Source organism: Brevibacterium antiquum (genome assembly GCF_016107655.1).
Classification (GTDB): domain Bacteria; phylum Actinomycetota; class Actinomycetes; order Actinomycetales; family Brevibacteriaceae; genus Brevibacterium; species Brevibacterium antiquum.
Map to the genome: position 1 here is coordinate 22,090 of NZ_JABASX010000013.1, position 17,166 is coordinate 39,255.

29 protein-coding genes are annotated in these 17,166 nt (G+C 61.0%); 2 read left to right on the forward strand and 27 right to left on the reverse strand.

Annotation, left to right across the window (positions count from 1 at the left end):
- Positions 1–122: 122 nt before the first annotated feature.
- From rpsK to JFC13_RS18020, 5 genes are all read right to left on the reverse strand, one after another.
- Positions 123–527 (reverse strand): 30S ribosomal protein S11, encoded by a 405-nt coding sequence (gene rpsK, locus JFC13_RS18000; protein WP_009884958.1) that lies wholly within the window; start codon positions 525–527, stop codon positions 123–125.
- Between the two features lie 51 nt (positions 528–578).
- Positions 579–947 carry a 30S ribosomal protein S13 gene (rpsM, locus tag JFC13_RS18005; RefSeq protein WP_092102951.1) on the reverse strand — a complete coding sequence of 123 codons (369 nt, stop codon included), beginning with the start codon at positions 945–947 and terminating at the stop codon, positions 579–581.
- A gap of 188 nt (positions 948–1,135) precedes the next feature.
- A complete protein-coding gene (rpmJ, locus tag JFC13_RS18010; RefSeq protein ID WP_009884960.1) occupies positions 1,136–1,249 on the reverse strand; it encodes a 50S ribosomal protein L36 in 114 nt (37 codons plus the stop codon).
- A gap of 61 nt (positions 1,250–1,310) precedes the next feature.
- On the reverse strand, positions 1,311–1,532 hold the full coding sequence (infA, locus tag JFC13_RS18015; protein WP_101574514.1) for a translation initiation factor IF-1: 222 nt from the start codon (positions 1,530–1,532) through the stop codon (positions 1,311–1,313).
- Positions 1,533–1,806: 274 nt separating this feature from the next.
- The gene (locus JFC13_RS18020) at positions 1,807–3,030 is read right to left on the reverse strand and encodes an MFS transporter (RefSeq protein ID WP_198398425.1); all 1,224 of its coding nucleotides are present in this window, start codon (positions 3,028–3,030) and stop codon (positions 1,807–1,809) included.
- Positions 3,031–3,192: 162 nt separating this feature from the next.
- Between JFC13_RS18020 and JFC13_RS18025 the strand changes: the two genes are divergently transcribed.
- Positions 3,193–4,338, forward strand: coding sequence for a MalY/PatB family protein (locus JFC13_RS18025; protein WP_198398426.1), 1,146 nt, complete (start codon positions 3,193–3,195; stop codon positions 4,336–4,338).
- Between the two features lie 69 nt (positions 4,339–4,407).
- Here JFC13_RS18025 and JFC13_RS18030 read toward each other — a convergent pair whose 3' ends face one another.
- A complete protein-coding gene (locus JFC13_RS18030) occupies positions 4,408–5,292 on the reverse strand; it encodes a PaaX family transcriptional regulator (protein ID WP_198398427.1) in 885 nt (294 codons plus the stop codon).
- 78 nt (positions 5,293–5,370) lie between these two features.
- On the opposite strand from JFC13_RS18030, the gene JFC13_RS18035 reads away from it, so the two are divergent.
- Positions 5,371–5,616 carry a hypothetical protein gene (locus JFC13_RS18035; protein ID WP_198398428.1) on the forward strand — a complete coding sequence of 82 codons (246 nt, stop codon included), beginning with the start codon at positions 5,371–5,373 and terminating at the stop codon, positions 5,614–5,616.
- Between the two features lie 14 nt (positions 5,617–5,630).
- Here JFC13_RS18035 and map read toward each other — a convergent pair whose 3' ends face one another.
- The 21 genes from map to rplD form a co-directional block, all read right to left on the reverse strand.
- Positions 5,631–6,467 (reverse strand): type I methionyl aminopeptidase, encoded by an 837-nt coding sequence (map, locus tag JFC13_RS18040; protein WP_198398429.1) that lies wholly within the window; start codon positions 6,465–6,467, stop codon positions 5,631–5,633.
- On the reverse strand, positions 6,464–7,030 hold the full coding sequence (locus JFC13_RS18045; protein ID WP_198398430.1) for an adenylate kinase: 567 nt from the start codon (positions 7,028–7,030) through the stop codon (positions 6,464–6,466). The genes map and JFC13_RS18045 overlap by 4 nt, the downstream gene beginning before the upstream one ends.
- Positions 7,031–7,070: 40 nt before the next feature.
- Positions 7,071–8,372 carry a preprotein translocase subunit SecY gene (gene secY / locus JFC13_RS18050; RefSeq protein ID WP_198398431.1) on the reverse strand — a complete coding sequence of 434 codons (1,302 nt, stop codon included), beginning with the start codon at positions 8,370–8,372 and terminating at the stop codon, positions 7,071–7,073.
- A 286-nt stretch (positions 8,373–8,658) separates the two neighbouring features.
- Positions 8,659–9,111 carry a 50S ribosomal protein L15 gene (gene rplO, locus JFC13_RS18055; protein ID WP_198398432.1) on the reverse strand — a complete coding sequence of 151 codons (453 nt, stop codon included), beginning with the start codon at positions 9,109–9,111 and terminating at the stop codon, positions 8,659–8,661.
- Position 9,112: 1 nt separating this feature from the next.
- The gene (rpmD, locus tag JFC13_RS18060; RefSeq protein WP_143921951.1) at positions 9,113–9,295 is read right to left on the reverse strand and encodes a 50S ribosomal protein L30; all 183 of its coding nucleotides are present in this window, start codon (positions 9,293–9,295) and stop codon (positions 9,113–9,115) included.
- Positions 9,295–9,987 (reverse strand): 30S ribosomal protein S5, encoded by a 693-nt coding sequence (rpsE, locus tag JFC13_RS18065; RefSeq protein WP_232488779.1) that lies wholly within the window; start codon positions 9,985–9,987, stop codon positions 9,295–9,297. Before rpsE ends, rpmD begins: the two co-directional genes overlap by 1 nt.
- Complete coding sequence (rplR, locus tag JFC13_RS18070; protein WP_198398433.1) at positions 9,984–10,364, reverse strand: 50S ribosomal protein L18; 381 nt, start codon at positions 10,362–10,364, stop codon at positions 9,984–9,986. Before rplR ends, rpsE begins: the two co-directional genes overlap by 4 nt.
- 2 nt (positions 10,365–10,366) lie before the next feature.
- Positions 10,367–10,903 (reverse strand): 50S ribosomal protein L6, encoded by a 537-nt coding sequence (gene rplF, locus JFC13_RS18075; protein WP_143921952.1) that lies wholly within the window; start codon positions 10,901–10,903, stop codon positions 10,367–10,369.
- Positions 10,904–10,919: 16 nt separating this feature from the next.
- Positions 10,920–11,318, reverse strand: coding sequence for a 30S ribosomal protein S8 (gene rpsH, locus JFC13_RS18080; protein ID WP_009883556.1), 399 nt, complete (start codon positions 11,316–11,318; stop codon positions 10,920–10,922).
- A 69-nt stretch (positions 11,319–11,387) separates the two neighbouring features.
- A complete protein-coding gene (gene rplE / locus JFC13_RS18085) occupies positions 11,388–11,957 on the reverse strand; it encodes a 50S ribosomal protein L5 (protein ID WP_096161012.1) in 570 nt (189 codons plus the stop codon).
- Entirely contained in the window at positions 11,957–12,325 is a 369-nt protein-coding gene (gene rplX, locus JFC13_RS18090) for a 50S ribosomal protein L24 (RefSeq protein ID WP_101621025.1), read from the reverse strand. The genes rplE and rplX overlap by 1 nt, the downstream gene beginning before the upstream one ends.
- A 2-nt stretch (positions 12,326–12,327) precedes the next feature.
- Positions 12,328–12,696 (reverse strand): 50S ribosomal protein L14, encoded by a 369-nt coding sequence (gene rplN, locus JFC13_RS18095; protein WP_009883559.1) that lies wholly within the window; start codon positions 12,694–12,696, stop codon positions 12,328–12,330.
- Between the two features lie 144 nt (positions 12,697–12,840).
- Positions 12,841–13,128, reverse strand: coding sequence for a 30S ribosomal protein S17 (gene rpsQ / locus JFC13_RS18100; RefSeq protein WP_101574502.1), 288 nt, complete (start codon positions 13,126–13,128; stop codon positions 12,841–12,843).
- Positions 13,128–13,379 (reverse strand): 50S ribosomal protein L29, encoded by a 252-nt coding sequence (gene rpmC, locus JFC13_RS18105; RefSeq protein WP_009883561.1) that lies wholly within the window; start codon positions 13,377–13,379, stop codon positions 13,128–13,130. Before rpmC ends, rpsQ begins: the two co-directional genes overlap by 1 nt.
- A 2-nt stretch (positions 13,380–13,381) precedes the next feature.
- The gene (gene rplP / locus JFC13_RS18110; protein WP_009883562.1) at positions 13,382–13,798 is read right to left on the reverse strand and encodes a 50S ribosomal protein L16; all 417 of its coding nucleotides are present in this window, start codon (positions 13,796–13,798) and stop codon (positions 13,382–13,384) included.
- A gap of 3 nt (positions 13,799–13,801) precedes the next feature.
- Positions 13,802–14,623: a 30S ribosomal protein S3 gene (gene rpsC, locus JFC13_RS18115; protein ID WP_009883563.1), complete on the reverse strand. Its 822-nt coding sequence runs from the start codon at positions 14,621–14,623 to the stop codon at positions 13,802–13,804.
- On the reverse strand, positions 14,623–15,009 hold the full coding sequence (rplV, locus tag JFC13_RS18120; protein ID WP_009883564.1) for a 50S ribosomal protein L22: 387 nt from the start codon (positions 15,007–15,009) through the stop codon (positions 14,623–14,625). The genes rpsC and rplV overlap by 1 nt, the downstream gene beginning before the upstream one ends.
- Before the next feature lie 42 nt (positions 15,010–15,051).
- Entirely contained in the window at positions 15,052–15,333 is a 282-nt protein-coding gene (gene rpsS / locus JFC13_RS18125; RefSeq protein WP_009883565.1) for a 30S ribosomal protein S19, read from the reverse strand.
- Between the two features lie 15 nt (positions 15,334–15,348).
- Positions 15,349–16,185, reverse strand: a complete 837-nt coding sequence (gene rplB / locus JFC13_RS18130) for a 50S ribosomal protein L2 (RefSeq protein ID WP_198398434.1) — start codon at positions 16,183–16,185, stop codon at positions 15,349–15,351.
- A gap of 30 nt (positions 16,186–16,215) precedes the next feature.
- A complete protein-coding gene (gene rplW, locus JFC13_RS18135; RefSeq protein WP_101621022.1) occupies positions 16,216–16,515 on the reverse strand; it encodes a 50S ribosomal protein L23 in 300 nt (99 codons plus the stop codon).
- On the reverse strand, positions 16,512–17,165 hold the full coding sequence (gene rplD, locus JFC13_RS18140) for a 50S ribosomal protein L4 (protein WP_198398435.1): 654 nt from the start codon (positions 17,163–17,165) through the stop codon (positions 16,512–16,514). Before rplD ends, rplW begins: the two co-directional genes overlap by 4 nt.
- Between the last annotated feature and the right edge of the window lies 1 nt (position 17,166).

Genomic DNA, 17,166 nt, shown 5'->3' on the forward strand with positions numbered 1-17,166 from the left:
TATGACGTTCGCACTGCACGTCATGGACTAAAGCCATGAAGAACGGTTCGGTTTATCGTGGAATCCGTTCTGCGACTGATGCCGGGGCTTGCCCCGTCATCGCTCGCAGATACACGGAAGGATCAGCCGCGGCGGCGCTTGGTGGGACGGCAGCCGTTGAACGGAACTGGAGTGACATCCTGAATGGTGCCCAGTTCCAGACCGGCGGCCTGCAGCGAACGGATCGCGGTTTCGCGTCCCGAACCTGGTCCCTTGACGAAGACGTCGACCTTCTTGAGGCCGTGCTCCTGTGCGCGACGGGCAGCGGATTCCGCGGCCATCTGTGCGGCGTAAGGGGTCGACTTACGCGAACCCTTGAAGCCGACCTCACCTGAGGAGGCCCAGGAGATGACAGCACCGGTCGGATCAGTGATCGACACGATGGTGTTGTTGAACGTTGACTTGATGTGTGCCTGGCCGGCAACGATATTCTTCTTGAGCTTGCGGCGAGGCTTGCGCACTGTAGCGGCGCGTGACTTGGGAGGCATGTGTTTTACTCCTGATCGAGGTGGCTGATGCTGGTCAACCGGGTGAGCATATTACTTCTTCTTACCGGCCACGGTGCGCTTCGGTCCCTTGCGGGTACGCGCATTCGTCTTGGTCCGCTGTCCGCGAACCGGCAGACCGCGGCGGTGACGCAGGCCTTCGTAGCTTCCGATCTCCACCTTGCGGCGAATGTCGGCAGCAACCTCACGTCGGAGGTCGCCCTCAACCTGGAATGTGCCCTCGATGAAGTCACGCAGCTGGACGAGCTCGGCATCGCTCAAGTCCTTCACACGGGTATCAGGGCTGATTCCCGTTTCCGTCAGGGTCTGGCGCGCACGGGTGCGGCCCACACCGTAGATATAAGTCAAGGCGACTTCCACGCGCTTTTCACGCGGGATGTCGACTCCGGCAAGTCGTGCCATAGGTACTATCTCCTGTTGTAGTTCCGGAGGTGCTGATGCAGACCTGTCCTTGGTGTCCCAAGGTCCTCGGCCCCCGACCGAAGGTATCGTCCTGACACCGCGCTAGAGGCGGTGCAGATGGCGAGGTCTGCGCGGGTGTGGTGCTGCTGAAGCCCCTTGCGGGTGCCTCTGTCTGCTCGAAGAGCTGCTCAACCCTGGCGCTGTTTGTGACGCGGGTTGGAGCAGATGACGATGACCCGGCCGTGACGGCGGGTAATCTGGCAATTCTCGCAGATCTTCTTGACGCTTGGCTTAACCTTCATGGTTTTTCCTTCTTCCGACCCTTACCCCTGCGCAGGGGCGGGTACGAATGATCGAAGATCCTTACTTGTAGCGGTAAACGATTCGCCCACGCGAAAGATCGTATGGAGACAGCTCCACGATGACCCGGTCCTCAGGGAGAATTCGAATGTAGTGCTGTCGCATTTTTCCTGAGATATGCGCAAGCACCCTATGCCCATTGCTCAGCTCAACCCGGAACGATGCGTTCGGGAGGGCTTCGACAACGGCGCCTTCGATCTCAATGACCCCTTCTTTTTTGGCCATATCGTTCGCTAACCTCGTATTCCCGCGAAAACTTCGCGTTCGACGTAATCGTGTATCGTCGATTTACCCCGACGACCCCATGGTCCGTGGCCCACCTCACCACATGAAAAGTTGCGGATGGCAAATGCCGCCCACAACTGAAAAAGGGTGAGTTGAGTGAGAACAGACCAATCAACAACCCTACACTATGGCCGAAGATTCTTCCACACGGTGCTGGCTTACGGGAGTGAAGTCCCTTACAATCATTCTCTCCCTCGCCGAGGCGGTCCCAGGCTCAGGTCGTGTGTCGAGTTCCGTACCCGGCTCGGATGCTCACGATGACGGCGATCGCGAGCACGAGGAAGCCCATCAGGGTGATCGATGCGAACCCGCCGAAGGCCAACAGCGGCCCGGACAGTGCCGCCAACGCGGCGGCCCCGAAGTTCATTCCTGCGTCTGAGAGTCCCTGCACCGACATGCGATGCGCGGGATCGATCTCTTTGGTCAGCAGGGTGGATCCGGCGATAAGGCATGCGCTCCACCCCAGCCCCAACGCGAACAGGGCTACCGACAAACGGATGAACGACGACTCGCCGAGAGCATCGATGAATCCGAGGACCAAGGACACGGCGAACAGTCCGTGGCCGAGGAGAATCACCCGACCGGCGGAATATCTGTCGGTGAGGTAGCCGAAGACCGGGGACAGTCCGTACATGCCGAGGATATGGCCGCCGATCGTAATGCCGATCAGTTCGAGGCCGAGCCCGTGGTGGTCCATGTGAAGCGGTGTCATCACCATTGTCGCCACCATGATCATGTGCCCGGTGACCACGGACAGCAGACCCATGAGCGCGCTCGGGGACCGTCTGATGGCCTGCCAGGTGCCACCTCGGCGAGGGGATGCCGAGGACTCATCTCGTGTGGCGGGTGTGAGTCGGCGCAGGAAGATGACGCTGAGCAGGGCAAGAGCGAAGCCTGCGCTCGCGATGACGAACGGACCCGACAATGGGTCGAGATTCAGGGCTCGGCCGAGTCCGGCACCGGGTCCTGAGAGGTTGGGTCCGATGACGGATCCGATCGTCGTGGCCCAGACGACCACGGACATCGCTGAGCCTTTGAGATGGTCGGGAGCCGCATCCGTGGCCGCATAGCGGCCCTGCAGCCCGGCGGCCGTCGCCGCCCCGAAGCAGCCCATGCCGATGAAGAAGGCGATGTCGATGCCGAACAGGATCGCGGCCACGATGAGAATGGCACCGCAGAGCGCGATCGCGTAGGCGCTGGCCAATGCCAAGCGCCGGCTTCTGCGTTCGGCCAGCTTCGCCAGTGGAACCGCAAGCAGTCCGGCGCCGAGGATGGACGCCGTCTGCGCGAATCCGGCGAGCTCCGTGCGTCCGGTCAGACGCTCCGCCAGGATCCCGCCGACGGCGAACCCTGTGGCGATGCCGACGCCGGAGAACAGCTGCGCCAGGCTCAGAGCCCATTGATTCCGGCGGAATACCGACTGCGGCTGTGCAGACATCGCGACCACCGCCTCTCAATTGTTTCAATGACCGGGTCCGGATCCTGTCGCACGGTCCACTGTAGTCCGTGACCGTGCATGTCAGAACGAACCGCGCACGCGGGGGTTCCCCTGCTAGCGTGAAAGCGGACAGTCTCGCAACGGCCAACGAAGGAGCATCACGTGCAGGACCTGGACTCGATCTCAGAAGACTCACTCATCGCCAAAGGCGGACGCAAGTGGTCAAGCTTTCCGGGCAGCCTCGGCGCGTTCATCGCAGAGATGGACTTCGGTGTCTCACCAGGCGTGCGCCAGGCACTGCACGAGGTCGATGCGCGTGATCTCTTCGGCTATGCACCGCAGTCGATCGTCTCCGACCTCAAATCGGCTACCTCGGCGTTCTGCGCCGAACGCTACGGCTGGCAGTTCCCGGAGCAGTATGTCGAGCTCGCCAGTGATGTCATCGCAAGCTTCCTGGGCATCCTCACTCACCTGACCCCGGCCGACACCCCGATCGTCCTTCCGACGCCCGCCTACATGCCCTTCTTCGATGTCGCCGCAGTGACAGGACGAGAGCTCATCGAGGTGCCGATGATCCGGTCCGAGACAGGGTGGTCCGTCGACCTCGATGCAGTCGATGCCGCGCTGGTGCCCGGGGCTACCCTGGTTCTGTGCAATCCCCATAATCCGATCGGGAAGGTGTACACGGAGAGTGAGCTTCTGGAGCTCGCCGAGGTAGTCGAGCGCAATGATGCACGTGTGTTCTCCGACGAGATTCACGCACCCCTCGTCTACGAACCGGCCCGTCACATTCCCTATGCCAGCCTCAATGAGACCACTGCGTCCCATACTGCGACGGCAACGGCCGCGTCCAAGGCGTTCAACATTCCCGGACTCAAATGCGCGCAGCTCATCTTCACCAGTGCAGATGACCGCGCGATCTGGGCGAAGAAGGGCAACTTCGTCTCGGGGGCGGCTTCGAACCCCGGCATCTTGGCCACCACAGCGGCGTACACCCAGTCAGGTGACTGGCTGGCCGAGATCACCGCTTATCTCAAGGGCAATCGTGAGCTTCTGACCGACCTCGTGGCTACCTATCTGCCCAATGCCACGTTCCTCCCGCCCGAGGGCACGTACCTGGCGTGGTTGGATCTGCGGGGATATGGACTCGACACCGGTCTATCCGAACATTTCAATGCCCAGGCCCACGTCGCGATCACCGAGGGGCGCCTGTGTGGTGAAATCGGCGCAGGTCATATCCGATTCAACTTCGCACTTCCGCGCCCCCTGCTCACCGAAGCGATCGAACGCATCGCCGCCGCGCTCTGACCGAGCACAGTGGTCTGAACCGGCACAGTGCTCGGAGTCAGCACAGTGCTCCCATCGGACACAGTCGGCTCAGCTGTTCGGCAGCCACTCGATGAGGTCGAAGGCTGAGCTCGAACCAGCACACTCCAGGATCTGCTGGTCGAATCTCAGGTAGTACTCCAAGTTGCAGCGGTCCATGAGAGTGCGGAAGCGCACGGCAGGCTGCTCGGATCCGACCAGCTCCGATGGAAGTATCGGATGCGTCATGACTGCTCGCGCGACCTCGAAATAGATGTCGAAGAACTTCACCAACGGCATCTCTGGGAGTCCACCACCCGGGTGGCTGCCATCCTGGCTCAGTGCAGCCAGCTCGCTCTCAAGCGGTGGAAGCTCAAGAGTCGCGGACTCTACGTCGAAGGCTCGCGCAGTCATTCGTTTCGCGGAAGCCATTTCCGCAGGTTCGATCGTCGCGTATTCGCACCAGCCCGGTTCGACGACTGCCGGCAGCTGAGCCGACAGTGCGTCTGAGAGATCCGCAAAGGACAGAAGCAGTCCGGGGCGCAGCTGGCGGTACCCGAGCATTCTGCTCACGTACTGGAACCGGTCACGCTGCATCCGCGCTGACTCGGGAATCGAGTACATCACACAGTGGAACCGGCCCTCAAAAGTCGGTTCCTCGCGGTCACCCGCGATGTCCATGAAGCCGGAGAGTATGCGCGGACTCAATCGATAGATGGAGACTCGTCCGAGTCTCTCGCTGGTCAGAATGTTGCGCTGAACCATCCGCACCAGCTGATTGTGCACGCTCGAGGACGAATAGCCGTGTTCGGCCAGGACACCGACGATCACGGGCCCGGGCAGACCCTGAGCGCGCAGACAGCCGAAGGCGGAGATGACGTCGAAGGCGATGCGGGTCAGACGATACCGATCGCCCACATCTTCCCGACGTTTCGTGTGATCGTGGACACCCGTCATGCCCAGATCCTAACGTGAAAGCGCAAGGATCCTGTCGAGCAGGCCGGAAAGACGGTCACGAGCACGAGGAGCAGCATCATGGACGACAGAGTGTACGAAAAGAATCAGCGGGCCTTCCAGACCGCACGCACCGCCGCGGTGCTGAGCGGAGCGATCACGGCCTTCATCACCTTCGCCGCGTTTATGATCGCAGGCTTCGGGATTCAGGAGACCGCGGCATGGATGTTCGCACTGAGTCTCATGTCAGCGTCGGCGCTGTTCGTCATCATGCACATCGTGACGACGAATGACCTCAAGCGAAAACAGCCGACGCCGCAGACCTGAATCGACGATCTGCTTCAAACACCGGCCGGAGGAACAGGAGTGATTCCGAAGGGTGCCAGACCAGCCACTCCCCCATCCTCAGCGGTGAGTACCCAGACTCCCCCATCATGTCTGGCGACGCTGTGCTCCCAATGGCTGGCACGTGATCCGTCATCGGTCACGATGGTCCAGCCGTCGGCCAGGGTGATGGTCTCGCTGCTGCCGGCGGTGAGCATGGGTTCGATCGCGAGGCACATTCCCGATCTGATCTTGGGCCCGTTCGAACGCGCCCGATAGTTGAGAACCTCGGGCGGCATATGCATAGCTGTTCCGATGCCATGGCCTGTGAACTCCTCCACGAGTCCCAGATCGGGGGCTTCGCGTGACACGTGATCGTCGATGGCATCCCCGATGTCACTGACCTTGTTCCCTGCTGCGAACGCGGCAATGCCCACCCACATGGCCTTCTCCGTGGCCCGGGAGAGTGCGATGTCCGCCTTCGATCCAGCGGCGTCTCCGCCGATAATCATTGTGAAAGCAGAATCACCGTGGAACCCATCGACGATGGCTCCGCCGTCGATGGACACGAGATCCCCGGACTCGAGGACCCGCTCGCCCGGTATGCCGTGCACGATCTCCTCGTTCACGGAGATGCACACAACGGCGGGGAACCCCTGGTAGCCAAGGAAGTTGGACTGAGCCCCCGCCTCGGTGATCACGGATTCGGCGGCCGCATTCACCTCGGCGGTGGTCGCACCCGGGACTGCTGCCCCGCGAGCAGCTTTCAGCACCGCGTGGGTGAGCAGGCCTGCCCGGCGCATCGTGACCAGCTGTTCAGGGGACTTCAGCTCGATCCGGGGACCGAAGATCATCGAATGGAGTCGAGGATTCGGTCGGTGATCTCAGAGACTTCACCGAGTCCGTCGACCTGGCGCAGCAGGCCGCGTTCGCGGTAGATGTCGGTCAAGGGCTGAGTCTGCTCGGCGTAGACGTCCAGGCGGTGACGGATGACGTCCTCACTGTCATCGCTGCGACCCTCGGTCTGTGCACGCGCCAGGAGACGGGCGACGACCTCGTCGATATCAGCGGTGAGCTCGACGACCTGCTCGATCTCATGGCCCTGAGCGGCGAGGATCCGATCGAGCTCGTCGACCTGTGCGCTGGTGCGCGGGTAGCCGTCGAGGAGGAATCCCTCAGCAGCATCGTCCTGGCCCAGTCGATCAGCGACCATCGAATTGGTCACCTCGTCGGGGACGTACTCGCCGGCGTCCATATAGCGCTTGGCAAGATTGCCCAGTTCGGTTTCGCCCTTCACATTCGCACGGAAGATGTCACCGGTCGAGATCGCGGGGATGTTCAGCGCCTCGGACAGTCGTGCGGCCTGGGTGCCTTTGCCGGCGCCAGGGGGGCCGATCAGAATGATGCGTGAGCTCATAAGGTATTTCCTTCCAATGGATTTCCGCGGTCGGGGTCGGTCAGCGCAGCAGACCTTCATAGTGGCGCTGCTGCATCTGTGCATCGATCTGCTTGACGGTCTCGAGACCGACTCCCACCACGATCAGAAGCGAGGTGCCGCCGAACGGGAAGTTCTGGTTCGCGTTGATGAGAACCAGCGCGATCAGCGGAATCAGTGCGATGAAGGCAAGGTAGAGCGAGCCCGGGAAGTTGATGCGGCTGAGCACGAAGCTCAGGTAGTCGGCTGTGGGCTTTCCTGCACGGATGCCGGGGACGAAGCCGCCGTACTTCTTCATATTGTCGGCGACTTCCTCCGGGTTGAAGGTGATCGCGACATAGAAGTAGGCGAAGAAGATCGTCAGCACGGCGTAAGTGGCGATGTAGATGGGGTGGTCACCGCGTGTGAAGTAAGTGTTGATCCACTCCACCCATTTGCTCTCGGGATCGAAGAACTGCGAGATCAGGCTCGGCAGATAGAGAACCGAGGAAGCGAAGATCACCGGGATCACACCGGCCATGTTGACCTTGATCGGGATGTAGGTCGAGGTCCCGCCGAACATCCGTCGACCAACCATGCGCTTGGCGTACTGGACCGGGATGCGGCGCTGGGACTGCTCGACGAACACGACGAGGGCCACGAGCACCAGACCGACGGCGATGACGATGAGGAAGATGTCGATGCCCTGTTCGCGGAAGATCGCTCCCAGCGACGACGGGAAGGCCGAAGCCACCGAGGTGAAAATGAGCAGCGACATTCCGTTGCCCACTCCGTGTTCGGTGATCTGCTCGCCGAGCCACATGATGAGGCCGGTGCCTGCCACCAGGGTGATGACGAGGACGGCGATGCCCCACCAGGTGTCGTTGGTGATGAGGTCGGTGCAGCCTTCGATCGAACCGAAGAGCGCTCCCGAGCGCACGGTGGACACGAGGGTAGTGGCATTGAGCACGGCCAGCCCGATGGTCAGGTAGCGCGTGTACTGGGTGAGCTTCGCCTGGCCTGAGGCGCCCTCTTTGTGGAGCGACTCGAAGCGCGGAATGACCACGCGCAGAAGCTGCACGATGATGCTGGCGGTGATGTAGGGCATGATGCCCAGAGCGAAGATCGACAGCTGCAGCAGTGCACCACCGCTGAACAGGTTGATCATCGCGAACCCGCCCTCATTCAGCTGCGGGGACGCCACGCACTCTTGGACCTGCGTGTAGTCGATTCCCGGCGAGGGAATGAACGAACCGAGCCGGAAGATGACGAGAATGCCCAGGGTGAAGAGGAGTTTGTTCCTCAGGTCGGGCGTTCTGAAGGCCCTCCGAATTGCGCCGATCAAGCGTCCTCCTCATTGGGGGATGAAAAAGTCAGGGTCGAAGATACGACCTGGCGAATAAGACAAATACCTGCAAAAGACTACCAGGCTATGACCGTCAGGCTGAAACCGAGAGGCGGCTTGGACGACTGCTCAGCCCCGATATCGTCGGGACTGTGTCGAAACCGACTCTGAGGCATCTTCGCCCAGGTCGCGGGCTCGAGAATTCGAGCACGAAGAAGGGGCGATCACAATGTGACCGCCCCTTCTGAGGAACCCTGAGAGTTCAGACCCGCTGTGCGAGTGCTGTTCAGGCTTCGCTGACGCTTCCGCCTGCAGCCAGGATCTTCTCGAGTGCTGAACCCGAGACCTTGTCCGCAGTGATGTTCAGAGCAACGGTGATCTCACCGGTGCCCAGAACCTTCACGGGCTGCTTTGGACGCACGGCGCCCTTGGCAACCAGATCGGCGACAGTGACGTCGCCGCCTTCTGGGTACAAGGCCGACAGCTTGTCAAGATTGACAACCTGGAACGTCACCTTTGCGGGGTTCTTGAACCCGCGCAGCTTAGGCAGACGCATGTGCATCGGAGTCTGTCCACCCTCGAAGCCGTGAGGAACCTGGTAGCGGGCACGTGTGCCCTTGGTTCCGCGTCCGGCTGTCTTGCCCTTCGAAGCTTCACCACGACCGACACGGGTCTTGGCGGTTTTTGCTCCAGGGGCAGGACGGAGATCGTGGACCTTCAGTGAGTCGTCATTCGACATATCAATCCACCTCTTCCACAGTCACGAGGTGACGCACGACGTTGATCATTCCCCGGATTTCCGGGCGATCTTCGCACACCACCACATCGTCGATCCGCTTCAGTCCAAGCGATCGCAGCGACGCGCGCTGGTTCGGCTTGCCACCGATATCGGACTTGCGCTGGGTTACCTTGAGCTTTGCCATCAGGACTTCCTCTCGCTTTCAGCAGCCGCCCGCAGCAATGCGTGAGGGGCGACCTCGTCCACAGGCAGACCACGGCGTGCCGCGACCTGCTCTGGGCGTTCGAGGCTCTGGAGGGCCTTGATCGCCGCGCGAACGATGTTGATTGCGTTGGCTGATCCCAGCGACTTGGACAGGATGTCCTGAACGCCGGCAGCATCGAGGACCGCACGCACCGGACCACCGGCGATGACGCCGGTACCGGGAGCGGCAGGCCGAAGCATGACGACACCGGCAGCGGTCTCACCCTGGATCGGGTGCGGAATGGTCTTCTGGATGCGGGGGACGCGGAAGAAGCTCTTCTTCGCCTCCTCAACACCCTTGGCAATGGCTGCAGGAACTTCCTTAGCCTTGCCGTAGCCCATGCCGACCATGCCGTCTCCGTCACCGACGACGACGAGGGCGGTGAAGGAGAACCGACGTCCACCCTTGACGACCTTCGACACACGGTTGATCGTCACGACGTGCTCGATGAACTGGCTCTTCTCTTCGCGGTCACCGCGACCGCCGCGTCCACGACCTTCGCCGCGTCCACGACCCTGGCCGCCCTGACCACCCTGACCACCTTGACCGCGGCCACGTGAGGAGCGATCACTGTTGCTATCGGTGCGGGTCTCAGCAGCTGGCTGCTGTTCCTTGTTCTCTTCAGTGCTCATAGGGCCAATCCTCCTTCACGTGCACCTTCGGCGATTGCCTGTACACGTCCATGGTAGGCGTTGCCGCCACGGTCGAATACAACAGCTTCGATGCCGGCTTCCTTGGCGCGCTGGGCTACCAGTTCGCCGACCTTGTGGGCCTTGCCGGTTTTATCACCGTCGAGTGTGCGCAGGTCGGCTTCCATGGTGGAGGCCGATGCCAAGGTCTTGCCGACGGTATCGTCGATGACCTGGACAAAGACGTGGCGCGTGGAGCGAGTCACTGACAGGCGTGGGCGTTCCGGCGTACCGCTGACATGCTTGCGCAGACGAGCGTGACGACGCTTGCGGGCCGCAGCCCTGCCCTTGCCGTAGCTTTCCTTTTTGCCAAAGGCCATCTCTACTTACCAGCCTTTCCGACCTTGCGACGGACATTTTCTCCGACGTAGCGAACACCCTTGCCCTTGTAAGGCTCAGGCTTGCGCAGCTTCCGGATGTTGGCAGCGGTCTCTCCGACCAGCTGCTTGTCGATGCCGTGAACGGCCAGCTTGGTCTGTCCGTCGACCGTGAAGGAGATTCCCTCAGCTGGTTCAACGGTGATCGAGTGGCTGTAGCCCAGAGCGAACTCGAGGTTCGATCCCTTGGCCTGCACGCGGTAACCGGTGCCGACGATTTCGAGAGCCTTCGAGTAGCCCTCGGTCACACCGACGATCATGTTGTTGATCATGGTGCGGGACAGTCCGTGCAGCGAACGCGATTCGCGCTCCTCGTTCGGACGGGCCACTGTGACGACGCCTTCGTCGAGCGATACGGTGATCGGCTCGGCGATGGTGACGGACAGCTCGCCCTTAGGTCCCTTGACGGCGACATCCTGGCCATCGATTTTGACCTCTACGCCATTCGGGACGGAGATCGGGTTCTTGCCAATACGTGACATATTCTTCTCTCCTTCCTTACCAGACGTAGGCGAGGACTTCCCCACCCACACCCTTCTTGGCGGCCTGACGATCAGTCAGGAGACCTGACGAGGTCGACAGGATGGCGATGCCGAGTCCACCGAGGACCTTAGGCAAGTTGGTCGACTTCGCGTAGACGCGCAGCCCGGGCTTCGACACACGGCGCAGGCCGGCGATCGAACGCTCGCGGTTGGGACCGAACTTGAGGTCCATGAGGAGGGTCTTACCGACCTGAGCGTCTTCGACGCTCCAACCGGTGATGTAGCCCTCGCTCTTGAGGATCTCAGCGATGTTGGATTTCAGCTTGGAGAACGGCATGCTGACGTCCTCGTGATAAGCCGAGTTGGCGTTCCGCAGACGTGTCAACATGTCTGCGACTGGATCAGTCATTGTCATTTGGGCTCTAGCCCTTCCTCGTTACGGTTTCCGCCCACGCAATGCGTGCTTGGACCTGCAACGTAGCGATTATTTGGTCTTGAACGGGAACCCGAGGTGACGCAGAAGTGCACGTCCCTCGTCGTCGGTGTTCGCTGTAGTCACAACTGTGATATCCATACCCCGGACGCGGTCAATCCGGTCCTGATCGATCTCGTGGAACATCGACTGTTCCGTGAGACCGAAGGTGTAGTTACCGTTCCCGTCGAACTGACGATCCGAGAGGCCGCGGAAGTCGCGGATACGCGGAAGAGCCAGAGAGATGACACGGTCGACGAATTCCCACATACGGGCTCCACGCATGGTGACGTGGGCTCCAATGGGCTGACCTTCGCGCAACTTGAACTGGGCGATGGATTTCCTCGCCCGAGTCACGATCGGCTTCTGACCGGTGATCAGAGTGAGATCGTTGATTGCGCCTTCGATCAGCTTCGAATCGCGTGCTGCGTCACCCACACCCATGTTCACGACGACCTTGGTCAGACCGGGAACCTGCATGGGGTTTGCGTAGTTGAACTCGTCCTGCAGCTTGGCCACGATGTCATCGCGGTAAACCTGCTTGAGGCGTGGCGCTGGACGGCTCGTTGTTGTTTCCGTCATCAGATCTCCTCCCCGGTGCGACGCGAGACGCGGACGCGGACAGTCTTATCCCGACCATCGCGTTCCACAGTTTCCTCGCGGTATCCGACGCGGGTGGGCTTGTTGTCCTTAGGATCAACGAGCGCCACGTTGGACACGTGGATTGGGGCTTCGTGAGTCTCACGGCCACCGGCAGTGCCGCCGGCCTGAGTCTGCGTTGCCTTCTTGTGCTTGATCACGCGGTTGATGCCCTCAACGAGGACGCGGTTGCGTTCCGGGTACACGGCAAGAACCTTGCCCTGCTTCCCACGATCGCCACCCCGTGACTGACGGGCGCCTGCAATCACCTGGACGAGGTCGCCCTTCTTGATCTTGAGCTTGTTCGCCATGCTCACAACACCTCCGGTGCCAGGGAGACGATCTTCATGAACTTCTTGTCGCGCAATTCGCGTCCCACGGGTCCGAAGATACGGGTTCCGCGTGGTTCGCCATCAGTCTTGAGAATGACTGCTGCATTCTCGTCGAACTTGATGTACGAACCATCGGGACGACGGCGTTCCTTGGCGGTGCGAACGATGACAGCCTTGACGACGTCACCCTTCTTCACGTTTCCACCAGGAATTGCGTCTTTGACGGTTGCCACGATGGTGTCACCGATCGAGGCATAACGCCGACCGGAACCACCCAGAATCCTGATTGCCAGGATCTGCTTGGCACCAGTGTTGTCGGCGACCTTGAGTCGCGACTCTTGCTGAATCACTATTTTCTCCTGTCGTCGCGCCGGTTCTCACACGATTGGATGAGCCTTGCGGAACGGATTAATGACATTTCACCCCATTCCCGGTAGCCGCCCACGATCTGCTGGAGACCGTGGGCGGGACCGGGTGGGAGGGGTGGCGTCGGCTTACTTGGCGCGTTCGATGATCTCGACGAGCCGCCAACGCTTCGCGGACGAAACCGGCCGCGTCTCGGACACGAGGACGAGGTCGCCGACACCAGCGGCGTTCTCCTCATCGTGAACCTTGTACTTCACCGACTGGCGAAGAACCTTGCCGTACAGGCGGTGCGTCTTGCGCTCCTCCACCTCGACGACGATGGTCTTCTCCATTTTGTCGGAAACAACGTAACCACGCGCGGTCTTGCGGGAGTTACGGTCCGCAGGCGTTGCCTCGGGCTTGGTGGTCTCCGCCATCACTTGTCCTCTTCCTTAGCGTCAGCGGGGTTCGGACGGATGTCCAATTCCCGCTCATTGAGCACGGTGTAGATACGAGCGATGTCGCGACGCACGGCCTTGAGCCGACCGTGGCTCTCCAGCTGGCCGGTGGCCGACTGGAAGCGCAGGTTGAACAACTCGGCCTTAGCCTTCTTGAGCTCCTCGAGCAGACGCTCGTTGTCATAACCGTCAAGTGCGTCCATGGAAAGGTTCTTCGAACCGATTGCCATACTCACTCACCACCTTCGCGGGCCACGATACGGGCCTTGAGCGGAAGCTTGTGAATCGCGAGACGCAGCGCCTCGCGTGCAACTTCCTCGGACACACCGGCGAGTTCAAACATGACCCGACCCGGCTTGACATTGGCGACCCACCACTCAGGCGAACCCTTACCGGAACCCATGCGGGTCTCGGCAGGCTTCTTCGTCAGCGGTCGATCTGGGTAGATGTTGATCCACACCTTGCCACCACGCTTGATGTAGCGCGTCATGGCAATACGTGCGGCCTCGATCTGCCGGTTGGTGATGTAGGCAGGCTCTGTGGCCTGGATGCCGTAGTCACCGAACGACACCTTGGTGCCGCCCTTGGCTGCGCCGCCCCGCTTGGGGTGGTGCTGCTTGCGGTATTTAACCCGACGAGGGATCAACATGTGTCAGCCCTCCGATCCGGCCTCAGCCGCAGGGGCCTCGGCATTGTTCTCGGTCTTCGGCGCTGCGTCATTCCGGCGCGGTGCTGCTGCGCCTTCCTGTCCACGACCACGGCCTCCACGGCCGCGCCCACGGCCCTTGGGGCCACGAGCTGCAGGAGCCTTCGCCTGCTCGGCAGCAAGCTCCTTGTCGGTCATATCGCCCTTGTAGATCCACACCTTGACGCCGATGCGACCAAATGTGGTGTGTGCTTCGTGGAAGCCGTAATCGATGTTCGCACGCAGGGTGTGCAGAGGCACACGACCTTCGCGGTAGAACTCGGAACGGCTCATTTCAGCACCGCCGAGGCGGCCGGAGCACTGCACGCGGATGCCCTTGGCACCTGCACGCTGAGCACTCTGGATCGACTTGCGCATCGCGCGGCGGAAGGCCACACGACTTGCGAGCTGCTCGGCAACTCCCTGAGCAACGAGCTGCGCGTCGATCTCAGCGTTCTTCACCTCAAGGATGTTGAGCTGAATCTGCTTGCCGGTGAGCTTCTCGAGCTGACCGCGAATGCGATCGGCTTCGGCTCCACGACGCCCGATGACGATGCCCGGGCGGGCAGTGTGGATGTCGACTCGGACACGATCACGTGTGCGCTCGATGTTCACCTTGGAGATGCCAGCGCGCTCAAGGCCCTTGGTCATCATCTGTCGGATCTTCACATCTTCGAGCACGTAGTCGCTGTAGCGCTGTCCCGGCTTAGTCGAGTCAGCAAACCACTTTGACTTGTGATCCGTGGTAATTCCGAGTCGGAATCCGTTCGGATTGATTTTCTGGCCCATTAACGGTTCCCCTTCCGGCTCTTGCGCTGAGGCAGGTCGTCACCGCTGGCCAGGACCACTGAAACGTGGCTTGTGCGCTTTTCAATGCGAAAAGCGCGACCCTGAGCTCGCGGGCGGAACCGCTTCATGGTTGGCCCCTCGTCCACGAATGCTTCGGAGATGACCAGTTCGTTCTCGTCGAACGCAATGCCCTCCTCGTCGGCCCGGGTACGCGCATTGGCGATTCCGGAGGCAACGAGCTTGTAAATCGGATCTGATGCCGACTGTTCTGCAAACTTCAACACTGCAAGTGCTTCGGTCGCCTGCTGACCACGAATGAGGTCGATGACGCGCCGAGCCTTGCGAGGCGTGACGCGCAGGTAACGCGCCTTAGCCTTGGCTTCCATCGCTTCCTTCTCTCTTGTCTAGGATCGTAAGAGTGCCCCGCGTCAGCGGCGGCGACCCTTGCGATCGTCCTTTTCGTGGCCACGGAACGTCCGTGTCTGTGCGAACTCGCCAAGCTTGTGTCCGACCATGGCTTCAGTGATGAAGACTGGAACATGCTTGCGTCCGTCATGTACTGCGATGGTGTGTCCCAGGAAATCCGGGATGATCATCGAGCGACGAGACCATGTCTTGATTACGTTTTTAGAGTTCTTCTCGTTCTGACGAGCCACCTTCTGGTACAGGTGTTCATCGACGAAAGGACCCTTTTTGAGGCTACGAGGCATAAGTCAGTACTCCAATCAGCGCTTCTTGCCGGTCCGGCGACGGCGCACGATGTACTTGTCGCTCTCTTTGTTCGGCCGGCGTGTGCGGCCTTCTGACTGACCCCACGGGCTGACTGGGTGACGACCACCCGAAGTACGGCCCTCGCCACCACCATGTGGGTGATCGATCGGGTTCATGACGACACCACGGACGGATGGGCGCTTGCCCTTCCAACGCATGCGGCCTGCTTTACCCCAGCTGATGTTCGACTGCTCGGCATTGCCGACCTCGCCGATCGTCGCACGGCAGCGAGCATCAACATTGCGGATTTCGCCCGAAGGCATCCGCAGCTGAGCGAACCGGCCGTACTTCGCAACGAGCTGCACGGAGGATCCGGCAGAGCGAGCGATCTTGGCACCGCCGCCTGGGCGCATTTCAACTGCGTGCAGCACGGTACCGACTGGGATGTTGCGCAGGGCAAGGTTGTTGCCCGGCTTGATGTCTGCACCCAGACCGGCTTCCACCTGTGTGCCCTGCTTGAGGTTCTGCGGGGCGAGGATGTAGCGCTTCTCGCCATCTGCATAGTGCAGAAGAGCGATTCGCGCAGTGCGGTTCGGGTCATATTCGATGTGTGCGACCTTCGCCGGTACGCCATCTTTGTCATGGCGGCGGAAGTCGATGACACGGTACTGACGCTTGTGGCCGCCGCCCTGATGGCGAGTGGTCACGCGTCCCTGGCTGTTGCGGCCACCGCGCTTAGGCAGTGGGCGCAGAAGTGACTTCTCCGGTGTAGACCGGGTCACTTCGACGAAGTCGGCGACCGATGAGCCACGGCGGCCCGGGGTCGTCGGCTTGTGCTTACGGATTCCCATGAGTCTTGTCCTTCTTTTACGAAGGATCGCTTAGAGCGATCCACCGAAGATGTCGATCGATCCGTCCTTGAGGGCGACAATGGCACGCTTGGTGTCCTTGCGCTTTCCCCAACCGGTGCGAGTGCGGCGGCGCTTGCCCTGACGATTCAGGGTGTTGACCTTGGCAACCTGCACATTGAAGATCGATTCAATGGCGTTCTTGATCTCAGTCTTGTTCGACCCCTGATCGACGATGAAGGTGTACTTTCCCTCGTCCATCAGGCTGTAGGTCTTTTCCGAGACGACCGGAGCGACGATGACGTCGCGTGGGTCCTTGAAGTTCAGGCTCATGATGCGTCCTCCGATTTGCGGTATCCGCCCAGGAACGTCTCCAGCGCTGACTCGGTGAACACGATGTCATCGGCGATCAGCACATCGTATGTGTTGAGCTGATCGGAGGTGAGCACGTGAACATGAGGCAGGTTGCGAACGCTGCGCTCGGTGAGCTCGTCGTCACGGTTGAGCACCACGAGGGTGTTCTTGCGATCGGAGAGGCTGGCCAGAGCGAGCTTCGCCTGCTTGGTCGACGGTGCTTCGCCGGTGATCAGGTTCTTCACAACGAAGACCTGATCGAGACGTGCGCGATCCGAGAGAGCGCCGCGCAGAGCAGCGGTCTTCATCTTCTTGGGGGTCCGCTGCGAGTAATCGCGAGGAACCGGCCCGTGCACGACTCCACCACCGTTGTACTGAGGAGCACGGATCGAACCCTGACGGGCGTTACCGGTACCCTTCTGGCGGTAGGGCTTGCGACCGCCACCGCGTACTTCGGAGCGGGTCTTTGTCTTGTGTGTACCCTGACGGGCTGCTGCCAGCTGTGCGACAACAACCTGGTGGATCAACGGCACGTTGGTCTGCACGCCGAAGATCTCGGCTGGCAGGTCAACGGATCCGGTCTTCGCACCAGAAGCATCGACGACGTCGACTGTCTTGACATCAGTCATT